This is a genomic window from Kribbella sp. NPDC050241 (assembly GCF_044459685.1).
In the GTDB taxonomy this organism is placed as follows: domain Bacteria; phylum Actinomycetota; class Actinomycetes; order Propionibacteriales; family Kribbellaceae; genus Kribbella.
Map to the genome: position 1 here is coordinate 1,220,475 of NZ_JBITJE010000001.1, position 16,786 is coordinate 1,237,260.

Consider the following 16,786-nt stretch of genomic DNA (forward strand, 5'->3'; position numbering starts at 1 on the left):
GGGTCAGGGTGCGGGCGGGAGATCGTCGAGGAACTCGGACGTGGGGGTGAAGAACAGCGATCCGGTGACCGCGGTGGAGAAGTCGAGGATGCGGTCGTAGTTGCCCTCGGGCTCGCCGATGAACATCCGCCGCAGCATCAGTTCGGTGACTGACGGAGTGTTGGCGTAACCGATGAAGTAGGTGCCGAACTCCTGCGTCCCGATCGTCCCGAACGGCATGTTGTCGCGCAGGATCTGCAGTTCGTTCCCGTCCTCGTCCTCGATGACGTTCAGCGCGATGTGCGCGTTGCTCGGCTTGTCGTCGTCGGACAGTTCGATGTCGTCGAGCTTGGTCCGGCCGATCGCCAGCTCCTGCTGCTCGACGGACAGCGCGTTCCAGGCCTTCAGGTCGTGCAGGTACTTCTGCACGATCACATAGCTGCCGCCGGCGAAGTCGGGATCCTCGGCCCCGATCAGTACGGCGTCCTCCGCCTCTGAACCGGCCGGGTTCTCGGTGCCGTCGACGAAGCCCAGCAGGTCGCGCATCTCGAAGTACTTGAAGCCGTGGACCTCGTCGAGGACGGTGGCGGCGCCGTCGAGCGCCTTCATGATCTGGCCGGCCAGCTCGAAGCACTGGTCCAGGTGCGCGGCGCGGATGTGGAAGAGCAGGTCACCGGGAGTGGAGACGGCGCGGTGCTTGGCGCCGTCGAGTTCGATGAACGGGTGCAGGTGGGCGGGCCGCGGCCCACTGAACAGCCGATCCCAGGCGTCCGACCCGATGCTGGTGACGCACGACAGATTGCCGGCCGGTACCCGGAAGCCGACGGACCGGATCAGACCGCTGACCCGTTCGAGCAGATCCCGGGTGGTCTCCTCGCCTCCCGGCTCGATCCGGACCACGAGGAAGATCGCCGAACCGGTCAATGGCATCAGCACCGACTGCGGCAAGGCTCGCGTCGTGGCTGCTGCACCAAGGGTCGGATCAGTCACCACTGTGTTCTCCTCCAGCTCCTTGGCCCGATCTTCTAGAGTCCATTCATGGACCCGCAATCGGGCGAACCGCGCCCACAGGACTCGCCGCCCCCCGGCAACCAACCGAACCCGTGGGTCCCGCCGTACCAACCTGGCCCATCCTCGCAGCCCGGTCAGTACCCGCCGCCCCCGCCCTACCCTCAACCGGGTCCCTACCAACAGCCCGGCCCCTACCAGCAGCCAGGTCCCTACCAGCAGCCTGGCCCCTACCAGCCGCAGTGGCCCGGGCCGCACCAACAGCAGCAGTACGGCGCACCGCCGCCGTACCCGGGTCAGTACGCCTACCGGGAGCCGCGTATCATCCCGGCTCCCGCGGGTTCGCCGTACCACCGGCTCGCGCGGACGCCGAAGCACAGATGGTGGCGGCCGATCGTCGGGACACTGTTCCTCGCCTCTGGCGCCTTCTTCCTCACCGCGGCGGTACTCGTCGGCTGGGAGATCGTCCACACGCTGATCGCAGGCGAGTTCGTCCAGCCGCAGGGCAACGACATCTTCCCGAGCGACACCGAGAACCTGGCCGTCACGCTGGTGATGCTCGCAGTCCTCACGCCGTTCGTCATGCTGACCGCCTGGCTCGTCCAGCGCCGGCCGGCCTGGAGCGTGGCGTCCGTTCTGAACCGGATCCGCTGGCGCTGGCTGCTGATGTGCTGCCTGCCCGGCCTCGGCTACCTGGCGCTGTCCTACGGGCTGGGTATCGTCGCCGACGCGATCTTCCCGAGCAGTGACGCCACGGCGACCGACGACGGCTCGTGGGTCGGCTTCAGTGCGTTCATCGTGCCGGCGCTGGTGATCCTGCTGCTGGTGCCGCTCCAGTCCGCGGCCGAGGAGTTCGTGTTCCGCGGCTGGCTGCTGCAGGCGATCGGCGCCTACGGCCCGGACCGGCCGGAGGGGCGCGCGCGCTGGCTCCGGGTGCTGTTCCGTTCGCCCTGGCCGGGCATCGTGATCAGCAGCCTGGCATTCGTGTCGGCGCACGGGTACACCGGGTGGGCGATGGCCGACATCTTCCTGTTCGCGGTCACCATCGCGTGGCTGACAGTGCGGACCGGTGGGCTGGAAGCCGGCATCGCGCTGCACGCGATGAACAACCTGTTCGCGTTCTTGTTGCCTGCGGCAACCGGCCAGCTGGACGGCTGGGACCAGCAGGGCGGCGCCCCGTGGACGCTGCTGGCGCTGGACATCCCGTGCCTCGCGTTCTACGCGGCCGCCGTGGTGTGGGTGTCGAAGCGGCACCGGATCGCCCGGGTGAGCTGAGAAAACCGGGCGAGAATTGTCCGGACCGTCTGCCAGGGTAGGCGCGTGACGAACACGAGGATCGAGGCCGTCCTGTTCGACTGGGGCGGCACACTGGCGACCTGGCACACCATCGACCTGTACGCCGTCTGGCGGACGGTGGCGGCGGTGATCGACGAGGCCCGGGCGGACGAGCTCGCGGGCCGGCTGTTCGAGGCGGAGGCCTCGGTCTGGGCCCGGTCGCGCGACCATCACCTGAGCAGCACGCTCGAGGAGGTCTGCCTGCTGGCCGACGTGGTGATGACCCCGGCGGCCCAGGTCGAGTACGAGCGGCAGTGGCACCCGCACACCGAGCTCGAGGCCGACGCGATCGACACTCTGCGCGATCTCCGGGCCCGCGGGCTCAAGGTCGGAGTGCTGTCGAACACGATCTGGTCGCGTAGCCGCCACGAGGAGATCTTCGAGCGGGACGGCGTACTGGAGTTGCTGGACGGGGCGGTCTACACCAGCGAGATCCCGTACACGAAGCCGCACCCGGAGGCGTTCCTGTCGGCCATGCGGGCGGTGGGGGAGTCGGAGCCGTCGCGGTGCCTGTTCGTGGGCGACCGGCTGTTCGACGACGTGTGGGGCGCGCAGAACGTCGGGATGCGGGCCGCGCACATCCCGCACAGCGCGATCCCGGTGGAGCAGATCGGCCACACCGAGGGCGAGCCGGATGCGACCGTCCAGCGGCTGTCCGAGCTGCCCGCGCTCATCGACACCTGGAACAGGGCCGTCGCCTGACCGGTCACGTCATGTGTTCGACCCGCTACGGCTAGCGGTCGGACACCGGTACTGGATCCTCACCACCCCCGGGATGCGTGTCTCGGAGGCGAACATCAACACCTTCAGCAGCAGTGGACAGTTCCCGAGCGACCACCTGCCGGTCGAGTCGTGGATCCACTCGGGCTGAGAAGTGAAGGACCCCCAGCCGGTGCGGCTGGGGGTCCTTCGAGGGGTTTCGGGGTGGGGGTTACGCGGCGAGGGTCGGGTCTGCCAGCAGGCGGAGGCGGCCAAGGGCCTCGCGCTCGATCTGGCGGACGCGCTCGGCGGAGATGCCGTGCACGGCGCCGATGTCGGCGAGTTTGGCCTGCCGGCCGTCGTGCAGGCCGTACCGCCGCCGGATCACGTCGGCCGACCGCGGGTCGAGCTGATCGACCAGGCTGAACAGGCCCGAGCGGTCCGACGCGTCGGCGACCAGCTGGTCCGGACCCGGTGCGGTCTCGGCCGCGATCAGGTCGCCCAGCGAGGTCTCGCCCTCGTCGTCGATCGGGTTGTCCAGGCTGATGTGGTCCCGGCCGATCCGGATCAACTCGGTGACCCGCTCCACGTTCAGGTCCAGCTCCGCCGCGATCTCGTCCATCTCCGGCTCACGTCCGAGCTTGCGCTCCAGCGTCCGCCGGGCCGACCCGATCTGGTTCAGCTGCTCCACCACGTGCACCGGCAGCCGGACCACGCGGGCCTGCTGCGCGATACCGCGGGTGATGGCCTGCCGCACCCACCAGGTCGCGTACGTCGAGAACTTGAATCCCTTCCGGTAGTCGAACTTCTCCACCGCCCGGATCAGACCCGTGTTGCCCTCCTGGACCAGGTCCAGCAGCGGCATCTGGGATCGCCCGTACCGGCGTGCGATCGACACCACCAGCCGGAGGTTCGCGGTCACGAACCGCTGCTGCGCGCGCTGGCCCTCTTCGGCCAGCCACTCCAGCTCTTCCTCCGTGGCATATTTGGGCGCTCCGCCCTTCTTGCGTCCAACCCGCCCCTCGGCCAGCAGTTGCTCCGCCAGGAGTCCTGCCTCGACCGTCTCAGCGAGCTCGACCTCTTCCTCAGCCGTCAGCAAAGGTGTCCGCGCGATCTCCTCGAGATAGAGACCGACGCTGTCCTTGCCGTCGATACCGTCGTCCGCCGAGCGGACACGAGCCATGCGAGCCACCGAAACTCCCTTCGTCGTTACATGGAGAGCAACGCTCGAGTGAGGTTCAAGATTCCATGACGAGTGTGTAAACACCCTGAAGGTTCCCTGAGAGTTCCTGGCACGATCGCGCCCTGGAAACCGATGTCCAGGAGCCGCTCGTGTCCGCTTCCCGGCCGCCTTTGCGTCCGGGCGTCCGAATTCCCTTTGCTTTGCGCGGGAATTCGCCTCCGGTGCCCAGCGGCACCCCACGGAAGAAACCTGAGAATCTGTCCAGAATCACCACCACCTCCGGTGTCTTGTGTGGTGCACAACACACGCCGTGCGTGGTGCCGGGGGAACCTTGCCTCCAACCTCTCCAACCAGCAGCAACGCCGCCGGTACCCGCCGTGTTCCCGCCCGAAACGAGGGATCAGGCCAGACCGAGGGTGTCGAGTTCCCAGGCCAGGCTGAAGGCGATCTCGTGCCATGCGTCGTACCGTCCGCTGCGGCCGCCGTGGCCGGCGTCCATTTCGGTTTTCAGCAGTACGTCGGCGTCCGCGACCGCGCGGAGTTTGGCCACCCACTTCGCGGGTTCGACGAAGAACACCCGGGTGTCGTTCAGGCTGGTGATCGCAAGGATCCGCGGATACCGCTGGGCGGCGACGTTTTCGTACGGCGAGTAGGACTTCATGTACTCGTACACGTCTGCGTCTTCGAGCGGATTACCCCATTCCTCCCACTCGATCACCGTCAACGGCAGCGACGGATCCAGGATCGTGGTCAGCGCGTCCACGAACGGCACCTCGGCGACGATTCCGCCGAACGCCTCCGGCGCCAGGTTCGCCACCGCGCCCATCAGCAGGCCGCCGGCGCTGCCGCCCTGCGCCACGATCCGCTCCGGCCGGGTCCACCCCTCCTTCACCAGGTGCTCGGCCGCGGCGATGAAGTCGGTGAACGTGTTCCGCTTGGCCAGCATCTTGCCGTCGTCGTACCAGTGCCGGCCGAGCTCGCCGCCGCCGCGCACGTGGGCGATCGCGAACACGACGCCGCGGTCCAGCAGCGACAGCCGCGCGATCGAGAACCACGGGTCCATCGAGCTCTCGTAGGAGCCGTAGCCGTACAGCACGACCGGCGCGTTGCCGTCCTTCGCGACGTCCTTGCGTGCGACCAGCGAGATCGGCACCTTCGTCCCGTCGCTCGCCGTCGCCCACTCGCGGTACTGCGTGTACGCGCCGAGGTCGACCCCGCCGAGTACGGGCTGTCGCTTGAGCAGCCGTCGCTCACCGGTCGCCACGTCCACGTCGTACGTCGAACCCGGCGTGACGAGAGACGTGTAGCCGAACCGGTAGCGGGTCTCGTGCCACTCGTCGTTGCGGCCGGGGGACACGGTGTGGATCGGCTCCTCGAACTCCAGCACCTCGGGCGCCCCGAAACCTCCCTCGGTACGGCGCATGATCGCGAGCTCGGTGAGGGCGTCACGACGGCGGTGCAGGATGACATGGTCGGCGAACGCGTCGACACCGAGCAGCCGGCTCGATTCGTCGCCCTCGAGCAGCGTGGTCCAGGAGCCGGGGGAGTCCAGCGGCGCGGTCGCGAGGGAGAAGTTCGCCGCGTCCGCATTGTGCGTGATCAGCAGTTGGTCTCCGGCGTGCTCGACGTCGTACTCGACGCCGCCACGGCGGGGTACGACGACGACTGGCTCGCCGGTGGGGTCGTTGGCGTCGAGCAGCCAGACCTCGCTGGTGATCTTGCTGCCGAGCACGATCTGGATCGCCTGCTCGTTGCGGGTCAGGTCGACGCCGACCCAGAACCGCTCGTCCGGCTCCTCCTTCACCAGCACGTCCTCGGTCGTGCCGAGGGTGTGCCGCCAGACCTGGTACGGCCGCCAGGCGCCGTCGACCTTGGTGTAGAAGATCGTCGACCCGTCCGCGGACCAGGCCGAGCCGTAGTGCACCTCGGGCAGCTCGTCCGGCAGCAGTTCGCCGGTGGCGAGGTCCTTGATCCGCAGGGTGAACCGCTCGTCGCCCTTGAGGTCGACGGAGTACGCGAGCAGCCGGCCGTCGGGGGAGACGTCGACGGTGCCGAGGGAGAAGAACTCCGAGTCGCCGGCCACCTCGTTGCCGTCCAGCATCACCTCTTCGCCGGCGATCTCGCCGTCGGTGGCCGGGGGCTGGTCGCCGTCCACCTTCACCCGGCAGTGGATGCCGTACTGCTTGCCCTCGATCGTGCGGGCGTAGTACCAGTACCCGCCGCGCCGGGCCGGCACGCTCAGGTCGGTCTGCAGGGTGCGGTCCGAGATCTCCTTGAAGATTGCCTCACGCAACGATTCGAGGTGCGCCGTGCGGGCCTCGGTGTAGCTGTTCTCGGCGCGCAGGTGGTCCAGCACCTCGTCGTCGGTCTTGTCCCGCAACCACTCGTAGTCGTCGACGAACACATCGCCGTGATGACTGCGTTCGATCGGCTTCCGGGCGGCGACCGGGGGCTTCGCGGCGGTGTTGTCTGCGGAGGGGTTCAAGTCGGACATGCCGCGAGACTACCCGCCGGAGACCGGACGTGGCTGCCGGTTTCCGTGGCCGTCCGATCAGACGTCGTACGTCGCCACGACGGGAGCGTGGTCGCTCCAGCGCTCGGCGTACGTCGGGGCGCGGTGGACGACGCAACCGGTGGCGGATCCGGCGAGTTCGGGCGAGGCGATCTGATAGTCGATGCGCCAGCCAGCGTCGTTGTCGAACGCCTTGCCGCGCCAGGACCACCATGAGTACGGGCCGGGGCCTTCGCCGCCGAAGCGCCGTCCGAGATCGACCCAGCCCGAGTCGAACAAACGATCCATCCAGGCGCGCTCGTCGGGGAGGAAGCCGCTCTTCTTCCGGTTCGCCTTCCAGGCCTTCAGGTCGACCTCGCGGTGCGCGATGTTCAGGTCGCCGCACATCAGCACGTGCCGCCCGTCGGCGCGCAACTCGGTCAGCCGCGCGGTGATCGCGTCCAGGAACGCGTACTTCTCCTCCTGCCGCGGCGGCGTCTCGAACTCACCCGTGAACACATACGTGCTCACCGCCGTCAGCGTCGTACCGTCGTCCAGTACGACGTCCGCCTCGACCCACCGGCCACACCCGGCGAACCGCTCCGGGCCGATCTCTCCCCGCTCGTCCTTGATCGGCCGCCGGCTCGCCACCGCGACTCCCGCGCGGCCCTTGTGCCCGTCGATCGACGGCTCCGCGTGCGCGATGTTCCAGTCCCCGCCGAACTGCTCGCGCAGTACGTCGTCCGTCGCGCGAACTTCCTGCATCAGCAACAGATCCGGATCGGTCTGTTGCAGCCACGGACCCATCCCGCGCCGGAACGCGGCCCTGACACCGTTCACATTCACCGTGGCGACCTTCAGCACCCGTGAACCCTAACCCTCGGTGGTCGTGAGGATGGCGTCGAGGGATTGTTCGCAGAGGTGTTCGAGGGCCTCGGGGGAGATGGTGGGGTTGTCGATCCAGGTGAGCAGAGTCTGCTCGACGTACCCCTGCCAGCCGTGGCAGGCCAGCTCGACCGTGGGGGTGATCTCGATGCCGCTCTGGGCCACCGCGCTGACGACCCACGTGCTGAAGACCTGGCGGATCTCGGAGTGCAGTGCGCGTACGTCGGGGTCGCCGGCGGCTGACATCAGCAGGGTGGCGCGGTAGAGCTGAGGTGCTTCGAGAACCGCACGGACGAAGGCGCGGATGCCGGACCGGAGTTGCTCGTCCGGCGGCAGCGACGGGTCGGGCGCGGTGCGCAGCATGACTTCGGCAGCCGCTTCCTCGATCACGGCGTACTGAAATTTCTTCTTCGAGCCGAAGTAGTGGAACAGCAGTGCGGGGGAGACCTTGGCCTCGGCGGCGACCAGTTCGACCGTGAGTTCGCGGTGCGGGTCGGCGACCAGGACGCGGCGGGCGGCCGCGAGGATCTGGTTGCGACGTTCGCCGGGGCGCAGCCGGGCGGACGAGGTCTGGGTCATATCGCCAGTCTATTGAGTAATCGGTCAACAAGCACTTACTGTTGAGTATCCACTCAACAAGCTGGAGGTCCAGATGCGTGGTCAGGTCGTCCTCATCACCGGTGCGTCCCGCGGAATCGGCGCCGCGGTCGCCCGGAAGCTGGCGCGGGACGGCGCCACGCTGGCGCTGATCGGTCTGGAGCCGGGCGAGCTGAAGAAGGTAGCCGAGGACTGCGGGCCGGACGCTGGGTGGTGGGAGGCCGACGTCACCGACACCGAGTCGCTGCGGGCCGCGGTCGAGGCGGTGGCCGAGCGGTACGGCCGGATCGACGTCGTGATGGCGAACGCCGGCATCGCCGCGCCCGGGTTCAGCCGGAGCATGGACCCGAAGATGTGGGAGCGCGTCGTGGACGTCGACCTGTTCGGCGTCTGGCGGACCGTTCACTTGACCCTGCCGTATCTGCTGGAGAGCAAGGGCTACCTGCTGCTGGTCTCGTCGCTCGCGGCGATCGTCCACATCCCCGGGCTGGCGGCGTACAACGTGGCGAAGGCCGGCGTGGAGGCGATGGGGGACACGCTGCGGCCCGAGCTCAAGCACCTGGGCGTGCGGGTCGGTGTCGCACACATGACCTTCGTCGACACCGACATGGTGCGTGGCGCCGACGAACACCCGGTGTTCGGCAAGATGCGCACCGGTATCCCGCTGGCGAGCAAGGTGTACCCGCTGGACTTCGCGGTGGACAAGTTCGTCGACGGGATCAGGAAGCGCCGTCGGACCGTGCACGTGCCGGGCTGGATCGGGGCGATGAAGGTGTTCCGCTGGGTGATCCCGCACGTCATCGAGGCGGGCTCGCGGTTCAGCGTGCCGAAGGCCGATCGGGCCGCGCTCGCCGACGTCCAGGCGCGCGGCGCCGCGGCCTCCTCCCGTGCAACCGGCGCCGGCGGCCGCGCCGACGCCGAGAAAGCTGCCGGCCAATGAGCCGCGAGTACGACGTCGTCCTGCTCGGCGCGAGCGGCTTCACCGGAGCCCTGACCGCGGAGTACCTGGCCAAGAACGCGCCGCCGGACCTCAAGTGGGCAGTTGCCGGACGCAACCAAGGCAAGCTCGAGGCTTTCGGCAAGGACGTCCTGCACGCGGATGTCACGGATCCCCGATCTCTGCAGGCCCTTGCCGAGTCGGCCAAGGTCGTAGCCACCACCGTCGGTCCCTACATCCAGTACGGCGAGCCAGTGGTGGCAGCCTGTGCGGACGCGGGGACCGACTACCTCGATCTGACCGGTGAGTCCGAGTTCGTCGATCGCATGTACGTGCGCCATCACCAACGTGCCGTGCAGACCGGTGCCCGGATCGTGCACGCCTGTGGCTTCGACTCGATCCCGTACGACCTCGGTGTCCAGTTCACCGTCGAGCAGTTGCCGCGGCGCGTCCCGATCCAGGTCGACGGTCTGCTGCGGGGCGGCGGCCGTCCGTCCGGGGGCACCTTCCATACCGCGATCACGGCGTTCTCCCGGCCCAAGCAGCACCTCGAAGCACACCGGGCCCGTCGCCGCGCCGAGCCAGGGCCGGACGGTCGGAAAGCCAGGGCGGTCTCCGGCAGGATCCACCGGCAGCAAGGCTTCTGGGCGGTTCCGTTGCCGACCATCGACCCACAGATCGTTGGCTACTCCGCCCGGCTGCTCGAGGAGTACGGCCCGGACTTCCGCTACTCGCACTACGCCGCGCTCGAGCGTCTCCCGATGGTTGCCGGAGGCATCGGTGGGGTCGTCCTGCTGATGGCGGCTGCCCAGATCCCGCCAGCGAGGAACGCGTTGCTCAAGCGGCTGCAGCCAGGCGACGGGCCGAGCCCGGAGCGCCGGGCGAGATCCTGGTTCAACGTCCGCTTCGTCGGTCGTGGCGGCGGCAAGCAGGTGATCACCGAGGTTGCCGGCGGCGATCCCGGGTACGACGAAACCGCCAAGATGCTGGCCGAGAGCGCCCTCTGCCTCTGTCTCGACGACCTCCCCACCACAGCCGGCCAGACCACCACCGCCGCCGCGATGGGACCGGCGCTGCGGCAACGCCTGGTGAACGCCGGGATGACGTTTGCCACTCTGAGCACCGACGAGTACTAGTACGCCTGCTCCCGAGTCAGGGTCCCCCGGAATGATCCCGGGCTTGTGGCGCGGAGCGTTCTGGAGCACCCCATGGGGTGGCAGGCTGAGAGCATGAGGACACTTCTCAACCTGATCTGGCTGGTGCTGGCCGGGTTCTGGCTGGCGGTCGGCTACGCGATCGCCGGTGTGATCTGCTGCGTGCTGATCGTGACCATCCCGTTCGGCATCGCGTCGTTCCGGATCGCCGGGTTCACCCTGTGGCCGTTCGGCCGGACCATGGTCGACAAGCCGAGTGCCGGGGCGGGCGCAGTACTGGGCAACATCATCTGGGTCGTGTTCGCCGGCTGGTGGCTGGCGCTCGGACACCTGGCCACCGGGATCGCGCTCTGCGTGACGATCATCGGTATCCCGCTCGGCCTGGCCAACTTCAAGCTGATCCCGATCTCGCTGCTGCCGCTGGGCAAGGAGATCGTGCCGACCGACCAGCCGTTCGCCGTCCGTTGAGGGCGCTGACCGTCCTCGGCTCGTGCGGCGCCTGGCCGGAGGCCGGACGAGCGTGCGCCGGCTTCCTGCTCGAGTACGACGGGATCAGTGTCGTGCTTGATCTCGGGTACGGCGCGCTGCCGCGACTGCTGGAGCATCGGCCCAAGGGTGAGGTCGACGCGGTCGTCGTCACGCACCAGCACCCCGACCACTGCGTCGACGTGAGCGGTCTCGCGCGCGTTCGCTTCTACGAGGCACCGGACGCACCGCCGGTCCCGCTGCACTGTCCGCCGGGGGTGGTCGACGTACTGCGGGCGCTCGAGCCGGACCCGGATCCGGCGACCGTCTTCGACGTCCACGACCTCGCGGCGACCACACGGCTCGGTCCGTTCGCGGTCGAGACCGTGGAACTGCCGCACTACAAGACCAACTTCGGTGTCCGCCTGACTGCGCCTGGGGTGTCCGTCGCCTACACCGGGGACAGCGGTCCGTCACCCGACCTGCGGAAGCTGGCCGAGGGAACGGAGCTGTTGATCTCGGACGCGACCCATCAGGGGCCGTCACCGGACACGACGCCGCGCTATCTGATGACGGCGACCGAGGCTGGTCGGCATGCGCGCGGTGCGAAGCGCTTGCTGCTGACGCATTTCTGGCCCGGCTCCGACCGGTCGATCTCGGTCGCCGAGGCACGGCAGGAATTCGACGGCGAGGTGATCGCGGCCGTGGAAGGCCTCACGATCCCGCTGTAAGCCTCAGGCACTCTCGACGATCTTGCGGACGTTGGTGATGTGGCCGCAGCCGGACTCGATCAGGCGGGCGCGTTCTTCGGCGAAGGCGTCGCCGAGGTTGCGCCGGGTTTCCTCGGACACGTCGGTGCGGGCGGGGTTGAGGACGTCGCGTTCCTCCTCGCCCAGGTGGTGCGTGAGCGCCTCGGACAACTCGTGTAGGTTCTCGCTGAACTTCTCGCTGCCGGTGTCGTCGACCTCCATCAGAGCGAGCAGCGCCGCGTTGCCTTCGTCGTGCTCGTGTTCGGAGTGCTCGACCTCGTCGGCGTCGATGGCATCCTTGCGCCGCAGCGTCGGGTAGACCTTCGACTCCTCCGCCTCCGCGTGCGCGATCAGCACCGTCGCCAGGTCAGCCAGTACGGCGGACCGATCGCTGCGCACGTCCCGCAGTTCACGCAGCGCCTCCTCGAACCACCGGTGGTCCGCCAGGATGATCTCGACCACATCGCCGCCGGTCGCCGGCAGGATCTTCGGCATCGGTTGCCCTCCACATCTAGAAGCGTCAGCCCGGCCGGTACCCAGGCCGGCACCGGTTAACCTGCACAGATGCCGTCTGCCCTGGTCCGACGCCCCAGCCCGCGCCTCGCCGAGGGCCTGGTCACCCACATCCGACGCACCCCGGTCGACGCGGACCTCGCCGTACGCCAGTGGCAGCGGTACGTCGACGCCCTCGACGCGCACGGCTGGACCACGATCGAGGTGCCGGCGAGCGACGAGTGCCCGGACGGCGTCTTCGTCGAGGACACGATGGTGGTGTACGGCGACCTCGCGGTGATCGCCCGATCAGGCGCGGACGAGCGACGACCCGAGGCAGCCGAAGCCGAGCGCACCGTTGCGGCGCAGGGCTACCGCATCACCCACATCACCGAGCCCGGCACGCTCGACGGCGGCGACATCCTCAAGATCGGCTCGACCGTGTACGCCGGCCAAGGCGGCCGCACGAACGACGAGGGCATCCGGCAACTCCGCGAGGCCTTTGCGCCTTTGGGAGCCGAGGTCCGCGCCGTGCCGGTGCGGAAGGTGTTGCACCTCAAGTCCGCGGTCACCGCGCTACCGGACGGGACCGTCATCGGCTATGAGCCGCTCGTCGACGACCCCCAGGCGTTCGAGTCGTTCCGCCCGATGCCTGAGGAAGCCGGGTCGCACGTCGTACTGCTGGGGGAGGGGCGCCTGCTGATGGCTGCCTCGGCGCCGGAGTCCGCGAAGCTGCTCGAGCAGTTCGGCTACACGCCGGTCGTCGTCGACATCAGCGAGTTCGAGAAGCTCGAAGGCTGTGTCACGTGCCTGTCGGTGCGTCTTCGGCGGTGAGTAGCGGCCTCGCCGTTCCTCATTCATTCAACCCGTTCTGACCCGTTTCGGGTTCGTCGTCTCCTTCCGCCGAGCCGGTAACAACTCTTGTCAAGGCCGGGTCGTCGACCGCGAAGGTCCGGACCGGACCCGGCGGTGTGTCCGCGGTCTCGAACCGCACGGTCACGCGTCCGCGGCCCGAGCCCCAGACCCAGCCGCGCCCATAGTCGGGATGAGCGACGTCCTGACCCGGGTAGAACCCGATCTGGTCGCGCGGGCGCTCCGGCAACTCGACCACCTCGACCGGGGCGTCGGCGTACTCGCTCTCGGTGAAGAGGTCGTCCTGGATCCAGTCCGCGAGCGAGGAGACGCCCACACCGAGCAGGCGGATCCCGCCGCCGATCTCGCTGTCGTCGAGCAGTCGTCGCGCGACTCGCGCGATCACCCGGGCGTCGTCGGTCGGCCCGGCCAGCGTGGACGATCGCGTGTGCGTGGTGAAGTCGTGCATCCGCGTCTTGACCGTGACTGTGCGGCCGGAGAGCTGCGCCTTCTGCAGCCGCTCGGAGACGCGGTGCGCCATCCGGTCGCCGATCGCGGCCAGCAGCGAGCGGTCGATGATGTCGGTCTCGAAGGTGTCCTCGACGCTGACCGACTTGGTCTCCCGGTCGCTCACCACCGGGCGGTCGTCGGCCGCGATCGCCAGCCGGTACAGGCTGCTGCCGTGCGCGGAGCCCACCTGACGGATCAACTCGTCCTCGTCGAGTTGCTGGAGGTCGGCGACGGTCCGCACGCCGGCCATACTGAGCCGCTGCGCGGTCGCCGGCCCGACACCGGGGATCACGGTGACCTGCATCGGCGCGAGGAACTCCGCCTCTGTCCCGGCCGGCACGACGACCACTCCGTCGGGCTTGTCCAGGTCACTGGCGATCTTCGCGATCAGCTTCGACGTACCGGCGCCGACCGATGCGGTCAGGCCGCCGCTCGCCTTCCGGATCGCGGCCTTGAGATCCAGGGCGATCGCCTGCACGTCCTCGACGGTGAGCCCGGTCAGCCCGGACGCGGACAGATCGATGAACGCCTCGTCGAGCGACAACGGCTCGACCAGCGGCGACAACGCCCGCATCTCGGCCATCACCGCGTGGCTGCTCCGCCGGTACACCTCGAAACGTGGACCGAGGTACGCCGCGTGCGGACAGCGCGATCGCGCTTCCGCAGTCGACATCGCGGAGCGCACGCCGTACTTGCGGGCCTCGTACGACGCGGTCGAGACGACACCGCGCACGCCGACGCCACCGACCACGACAGGCTTGCCCCGCAACGACGGCTTGTCGCGCTGCTCGACCGCCGCGTAGAACGCGTCCAGGTCGACATGCAGCACCGACGGATCCCCTCGCACGGCACCAGTCTCCCTGGCATGACCGACAATTCTGGAATGACATTCCCCGCGCACTGGGACGACGGCACCGACCCGGCCAGCCCAGAACACCAGATCCACTGGTACGACCAACGCACGGCGATCATCCGCCAGTCGCTTCGGACCAGTTTCGAAGGACCGTTCATCTACCTGCTGCTCGGCACCGAACGTGCCCTGCTTCTCGACACGGGGACCGGTGACGCCAAGCTGCGGCCGGTGGTGGAGAGCCTGCTGTCCGGTCAGGAGCTGATCGTCGCGCACACCCACAGCCACGGCGACCATGTCGGTGGCGACGACGAGTTCGACCAGGTCGTCGGCAGGACGGCCGAGGACGTGGCGGCGTACTTCGGGATCGCCGACTGGCCGAACGAGGTGGTCCAGCTCGATCTCGGCGACCGGGTGCTCGACATCATCCCGATCCCGGGGCACCACGCGTCGCACATCGCCGTCTACGACCGGACGTCGAAGGTGCTGTTCAGCGGCGACTCGCTGTACCCCGGCCGGCTGTACGTCTTCGACTGGCCCGCGTTCCGGGCGAGTGTGGCCCGGCTGGCCGGGTTCGTTGCCGCGGGCAATCCGGTCGAGGAGATCCTGGGAGCGCACATCGAGCTGACCCGGGAGCCCGGCCGCGACTTCGAGATGGGCGCCGACAAGCATCCGGATGAGCACGAGTTGCCGCTCGATCCCGGCGTACTGACGGAGCTGGCCCAGGTCCTCGACGAGGCCGGCCCGGAGCCGGTCCGCATCGTGCGCGATCACTTCATCGTCTATCCGGTCTGACTCCACCACGCGATTGCGTCTCACACAGGTGGGCACCCTTCAGGCACACTAAGGCCATGTCCGGTAATCCCCCGCCTACTGCGCGGCACTCGGCACGGCACCTCGCCGCACTGGCGCAAAGGCCACGATGCTCCGCATCGAGACCTTCGCTCCAGCACGCCGATGCACCGCACCGAGCACCTGCTCGCTACGGCGCGGGATCACCGGACACGGCCTGAGGCCAGTAGCCACCAGGGGAGGCGCAGATGGGCGAGGAAGTCGACCGGGTCGAATTCACCCGGGCGGATCGGACGGCGTTCCGCAACCAGGTCCATCGCAATCTCGACGCCTTCGCGCGGATGCTGCGCGAGGCCCGGTTCGCGCCGGACCGGCCGATGACGGGGATCGAGATCGAGTTGAACCTGGTCGACGAGAAGTGCGATCCGGCGTTCAAGAACTCCGAGGTGCTGAGCGCGATCGAGGACGACGCGTTCCAGACCGAACTCGGCCAGTTCAACATCGAGATCAACGTTCCGCCCGGGCAGATCGACGGCATCGGCCTGGACACGATGGAGTCGAGCATCCGCGACAGCCTGAACGCGGCCGAGGAGAAGGCGGCCCGGACCGGCTCGTCGATGGTGGTGGTCGGGATCCTGCCGACGCTGCTGACCGAGCACATCCATCGCGAGGCGCTGAGCACGAACCCGCGCTACGCCTTGCTCAACGACCAGATCTTCGCCGCCCGCGGCGAGGACGTGCAGATCGGGATCGACGGCATCGAGCGGTTGCAGGTGACCGCGGACAGCATCGTGCCCGAGGCCGCGTGTACGTCGACGCAGTTTCATCTGCAGGTGACACCGGACGCGTTCCCGCGGTACTGGAACGCGGCCCAGGCGATCTCCGGCGTCCAGCTGGCCGTGGGTGCGAACTCGCCGTTCCTGTTCGGTAAGGAGCTATTGCGGGAAACGCGGATCGCATTGTTCGAGCAGGCCGCCGATACCCGCACCCACGAGTTGAAGACGCAGGGCGTCCGGCCGCGGGTGTGGTTCGGTGAACGATGGATCACCTCGATCTTCGACCTGTTCGAGGAGAACTCCCGCTACTACCCGGCGCTTTTGCCGGTCACCTCCGACGAGGATCCGATCGCCGTTCTCGATCGCGGCGACACCCCAGCTCTTTCGGAGTTGCGGCTGCACAACGGGACGATCTATCGCTGGAACCGGCCCGTGTACGACGTTGTCCGGGAGAAGCCGCATCTGCGGGTGGAGAACCGCGTGCTGCCGGCCGGCCCGACCGTGGTCGACACGATCGCGAACGGGGCGTTCTACTTCGGCCTGGTCCGCGCACTGGCCGACGACGAACGGCCGATCTGGTCACAGATGTCGTTCAGCGCGGCGGAGGAGAACTTCCACGCAGCGGCGCGGCACGGCATCGACGCGGAGGTCTTCTGGCCGGGCGTCGGGACCGCGCGGGCGACCGAGCTTGTGCTCAGACGCCTGCTCCCGTTGGCTTCCCGCGGTCTGGACGCCTGGGGCGTCGACGCCGCGGTGCGTGATCGGCTGCTGGGAATCATCGAGCAGCGGTGCCTGACCAACCGCAACGGTGCGTCGTGGCAGGCCGACGAGTTTCACCGACTGTATACAAAGGGATCGTACGGACGGCGCGACGCGCTGCGCGGAATGCTCCATCGCTACCGCGATCACATGCACGAGAACACGCCTGTGCACGAGTGGCCTGTGGACTGAACCGGTTAGTTGTTTTCCGACAACGTCGGACAGTGTGGGCGGAACTGAGGTCCCTCCGGCGGAACCGCTGCGACCTTGCCC

The 16,786-nt window shown here is 68.4% G+C and carries 16 protein-coding genes; 9 read left to right on the forward strand and 7 right to left on the reverse strand.

Features of this window, described 5'->3' with window-relative positions:
- Positions 1-3: 3 nt before the first annotated feature.
- Entirely contained in the window at positions 4-969 is a 966-nt protein-coding gene (locus ACIBG5_RS05800; RefSeq protein ID WP_396390338.1) for a Dyp-type peroxidase, read from the reverse strand.
- Positions 970-1,017: 48 nt separating this feature from the next.
- Here ACIBG5_RS05800 and ACIBG5_RS05805 point away from each other — a divergent pair, with 48 nt between their 5' ends.
- The gene (locus ACIBG5_RS05805) at positions 1,018-2,262 is read left to right on the forward strand and encodes a type II CAAX prenyl endopeptidase Rce1 family protein (protein ID WP_396390339.1); all 1,245 of its coding nucleotides are present in this window, start codon (positions 1,018-1,020) and stop codon (positions 2,260-2,262) included.
- A gap of 45 nt (positions 2,263-2,307) precedes the next feature.
- Positions 2,308-3,024 (forward strand): HAD family hydrolase, encoded by a 717-nt coding sequence (locus ACIBG5_RS05810; protein WP_396390340.1) that lies wholly within the window; start codon positions 2,308-2,310, stop codon positions 3,022-3,024.
- Positions 3,025-3,253: 229 nt separating this feature from the next.
- Here ACIBG5_RS05810 and ACIBG5_RS05815 read toward each other — a convergent pair whose 3' ends face one another.
- The 4 genes from ACIBG5_RS05815 to ACIBG5_RS05830 form a co-directional block, all read right to left on the reverse strand.
- On the reverse strand, positions 3,254-4,213 hold the full coding sequence (locus tag ACIBG5_RS05815; RefSeq protein ID WP_396390341.1) for an RNA polymerase sigma factor RpoD/SigA: 960 nt from the start codon (positions 4,211-4,213) through the stop codon (positions 3,254-3,256).
- A 391-nt stretch (positions 4,214-4,604) separates the two neighbouring features.
- A complete protein-coding gene (locus ACIBG5_RS05820; RefSeq protein ID WP_396390342.1) occupies positions 4,605-6,698 on the reverse strand; it encodes a S9 family peptidase in 2,094 nt (697 codons plus the stop codon).
- Positions 6,699-6,755: 57 nt separating this feature from the next.
- On the reverse strand, positions 6,756-7,559 hold the full coding sequence (gene xth, locus ACIBG5_RS05825) for an exodeoxyribonuclease III (RefSeq protein WP_396390343.1): 804 nt from the start codon (positions 7,557-7,559) through the stop codon (positions 6,756-6,758).
- 9 nt (positions 7,560-7,568) lie between these two features.
- A complete protein-coding gene (locus ACIBG5_RS05830) occupies positions 7,569-8,159 on the reverse strand; it encodes a TetR/AcrR family transcriptional regulator (RefSeq protein WP_396390344.1) in 591 nt (196 codons plus the stop codon).
- A 73-nt stretch (positions 8,160-8,232) separates the two neighbouring features.
- On the opposite strand from ACIBG5_RS05830, the gene ACIBG5_RS05835 reads away from it, so the two are divergent.
- The 4 genes from ACIBG5_RS05835 to ACIBG5_RS05850 all read left to right on the forward strand — a co-directional run bounded on the left by ACIBG5_RS05835 (position 8,233) and on the right by ACIBG5_RS05850 (position 11,464).
- Positions 8,233-9,117, forward strand: a complete 885-nt coding sequence (locus ACIBG5_RS05835) for an SDR family oxidoreductase (RefSeq protein WP_396390345.1) — start codon at positions 8,233-8,235, stop codon at positions 9,115-9,117.
- Positions 9,114-10,250 (forward strand): saccharopine dehydrogenase family protein, encoded by a 1,137-nt coding sequence (locus tag ACIBG5_RS05840; RefSeq protein WP_396390346.1) that lies wholly within the window; start codon positions 9,114-9,116, stop codon positions 10,248-10,250. Before ACIBG5_RS05835 ends, ACIBG5_RS05840 begins: the two co-directional genes overlap by 4 nt.
- Before the next feature lie 93 nt (positions 10,251-10,343).
- Positions 10,344-10,736, forward strand: a complete 393-nt coding sequence (locus ACIBG5_RS05845; protein WP_360445936.1) for a YccF domain-containing protein — start codon at positions 10,344-10,346, stop codon at positions 10,734-10,736.
- Entirely contained in the window at positions 10,733-11,464 is a 732-nt protein-coding gene (locus tag ACIBG5_RS05850) for an MBL fold metallo-hydrolase (RefSeq protein ID WP_396390347.1), read from the forward strand. Before ACIBG5_RS05845 ends, ACIBG5_RS05850 begins: the two co-directional genes overlap by 4 nt.
- A gap of 3 nt (positions 11,465-11,467) precedes the next feature.
- Here ACIBG5_RS05850 and ACIBG5_RS05855 read toward each other — a convergent pair whose 3' ends face one another.
- Positions 11,468-11,977, reverse strand: coding sequence for a hemerythrin domain-containing protein (locus ACIBG5_RS05855; protein WP_396390348.1), 510 nt, complete (start codon positions 11,975-11,977; stop codon positions 11,468-11,470).
- 69 nt (positions 11,978-12,046) lie between these two features.
- On the opposite strand from ACIBG5_RS05855, the gene ddaH reads away from it, so the two are divergent.
- A complete protein-coding gene (gene ddaH, locus ACIBG5_RS05860) occupies positions 12,047-12,808 on the forward strand; it encodes a dimethylargininase (RefSeq protein WP_396390349.1) in 762 nt (253 codons plus the stop codon).
- A 19-nt stretch (positions 12,809-12,827) separates the two neighbouring features.
- Here the strand turns inward: ddaH and ACIBG5_RS05865 are convergent, their stop codons facing one another.
- Complete coding sequence (locus ACIBG5_RS05865; protein WP_396390350.1) at positions 12,828-14,183, reverse strand: DNA polymerase IV; 1,356 nt, start codon at positions 14,181-14,183, stop codon at positions 12,828-12,830.
- 18 nt (positions 14,184-14,201) lie between these two features.
- Between ACIBG5_RS05865 and ACIBG5_RS05870 the strand changes: the two genes are divergently transcribed.
- Both ACIBG5_RS05870 and ACIBG5_RS05875 read left to right on the forward strand, forming a co-directional pair.
- Positions 14,202-14,981 carry an MBL fold metallo-hydrolase gene (locus ACIBG5_RS05870; RefSeq protein WP_396390351.1) on the forward strand — a complete coding sequence of 260 codons (780 nt, stop codon included), beginning with the start codon at positions 14,202-14,204 and terminating at the stop codon, positions 14,979-14,981.
- 245 nt (positions 14,982-15,226) lie between these two features.
- The gene (locus ACIBG5_RS05875; RefSeq protein ID WP_396390352.1) at positions 15,227-16,705 is read left to right on the forward strand and encodes a glutamate--cysteine ligase; all 1,479 of its coding nucleotides are present in this window, start codon (positions 15,227-15,229) and stop codon (positions 16,703-16,705) included.
- Positions 16,706-16,786: the final 81 nt, after the last annotated feature.

Bases quoted from the DNA above. Each gene is read 5' to 3' on its own strand.
- ACIBG5_RS05875 (WP_396390352.1), top strand. From the start codon at position 15,227: ATGGGCGAGGAAGTCGACCGGGTCGAATTCACCCGGGCGGATCGGACG.
- ACIBG5_RS05820 (WP_396390342.1), bottom strand. From the start codon at position 6,698: ATGTCCGACTTGAACCCCTCCGCAGACAACACCGCCGCGAAGCCCCCG.
- ACIBG5_RS05855 (WP_396390348.1), bottom strand. From the start codon at position 11,977: ATGCCGAAGATCCTGCCGGCGACCGGCGGCGATGTGGTCGAGATCATC.
- ACIBG5_RS05840 (WP_396390346.1), top strand. From the start codon at position 9,114: ATGAGCCGCGAGTACGACGTCGTCCTGCTCGGCGCGAGCGGCTTCACC.
- ACIBG5_RS05805 (WP_396390339.1), top strand. From the start codon at position 1,018: ATGGACCCGCAATCGGGCGAACCGCGCCCACAGGACTCGCCGCCCCCC.
- ACIBG5_RS05830 (WP_396390344.1), bottom strand. From the start codon at position 8,159: ATGACCCAGACCTCGTCCGCCCGGCTGCGCCCCGGCGAACGTCGCAAC.
- ACIBG5_RS05870 (WP_396390351.1), top strand. From the start codon at position 14,202: ATGACCGACAATTCTGGAATGACATTCCCCGCGCACTGGGACGACGGC.
- ACIBG5_RS05835 (WP_396390345.1), top strand. From the start codon at position 8,233: ATGCGTGGTCAGGTCGTCCTCATCACCGGTGCGTCCCGCGGAATCGGC.
- ddaH (WP_396390349.1), top strand. From the start codon at position 12,047: ATGCCGTCTGCCCTGGTCCGACGCCCCAGCCCGCGCCTCGCCGAGGGC.
- ACIBG5_RS05845 (WP_360445936.1), top strand. From the start codon at position 10,344: ATGAGGACACTTCTCAACCTGATCTGGCTGGTGCTGGCCGGGTTCTGG.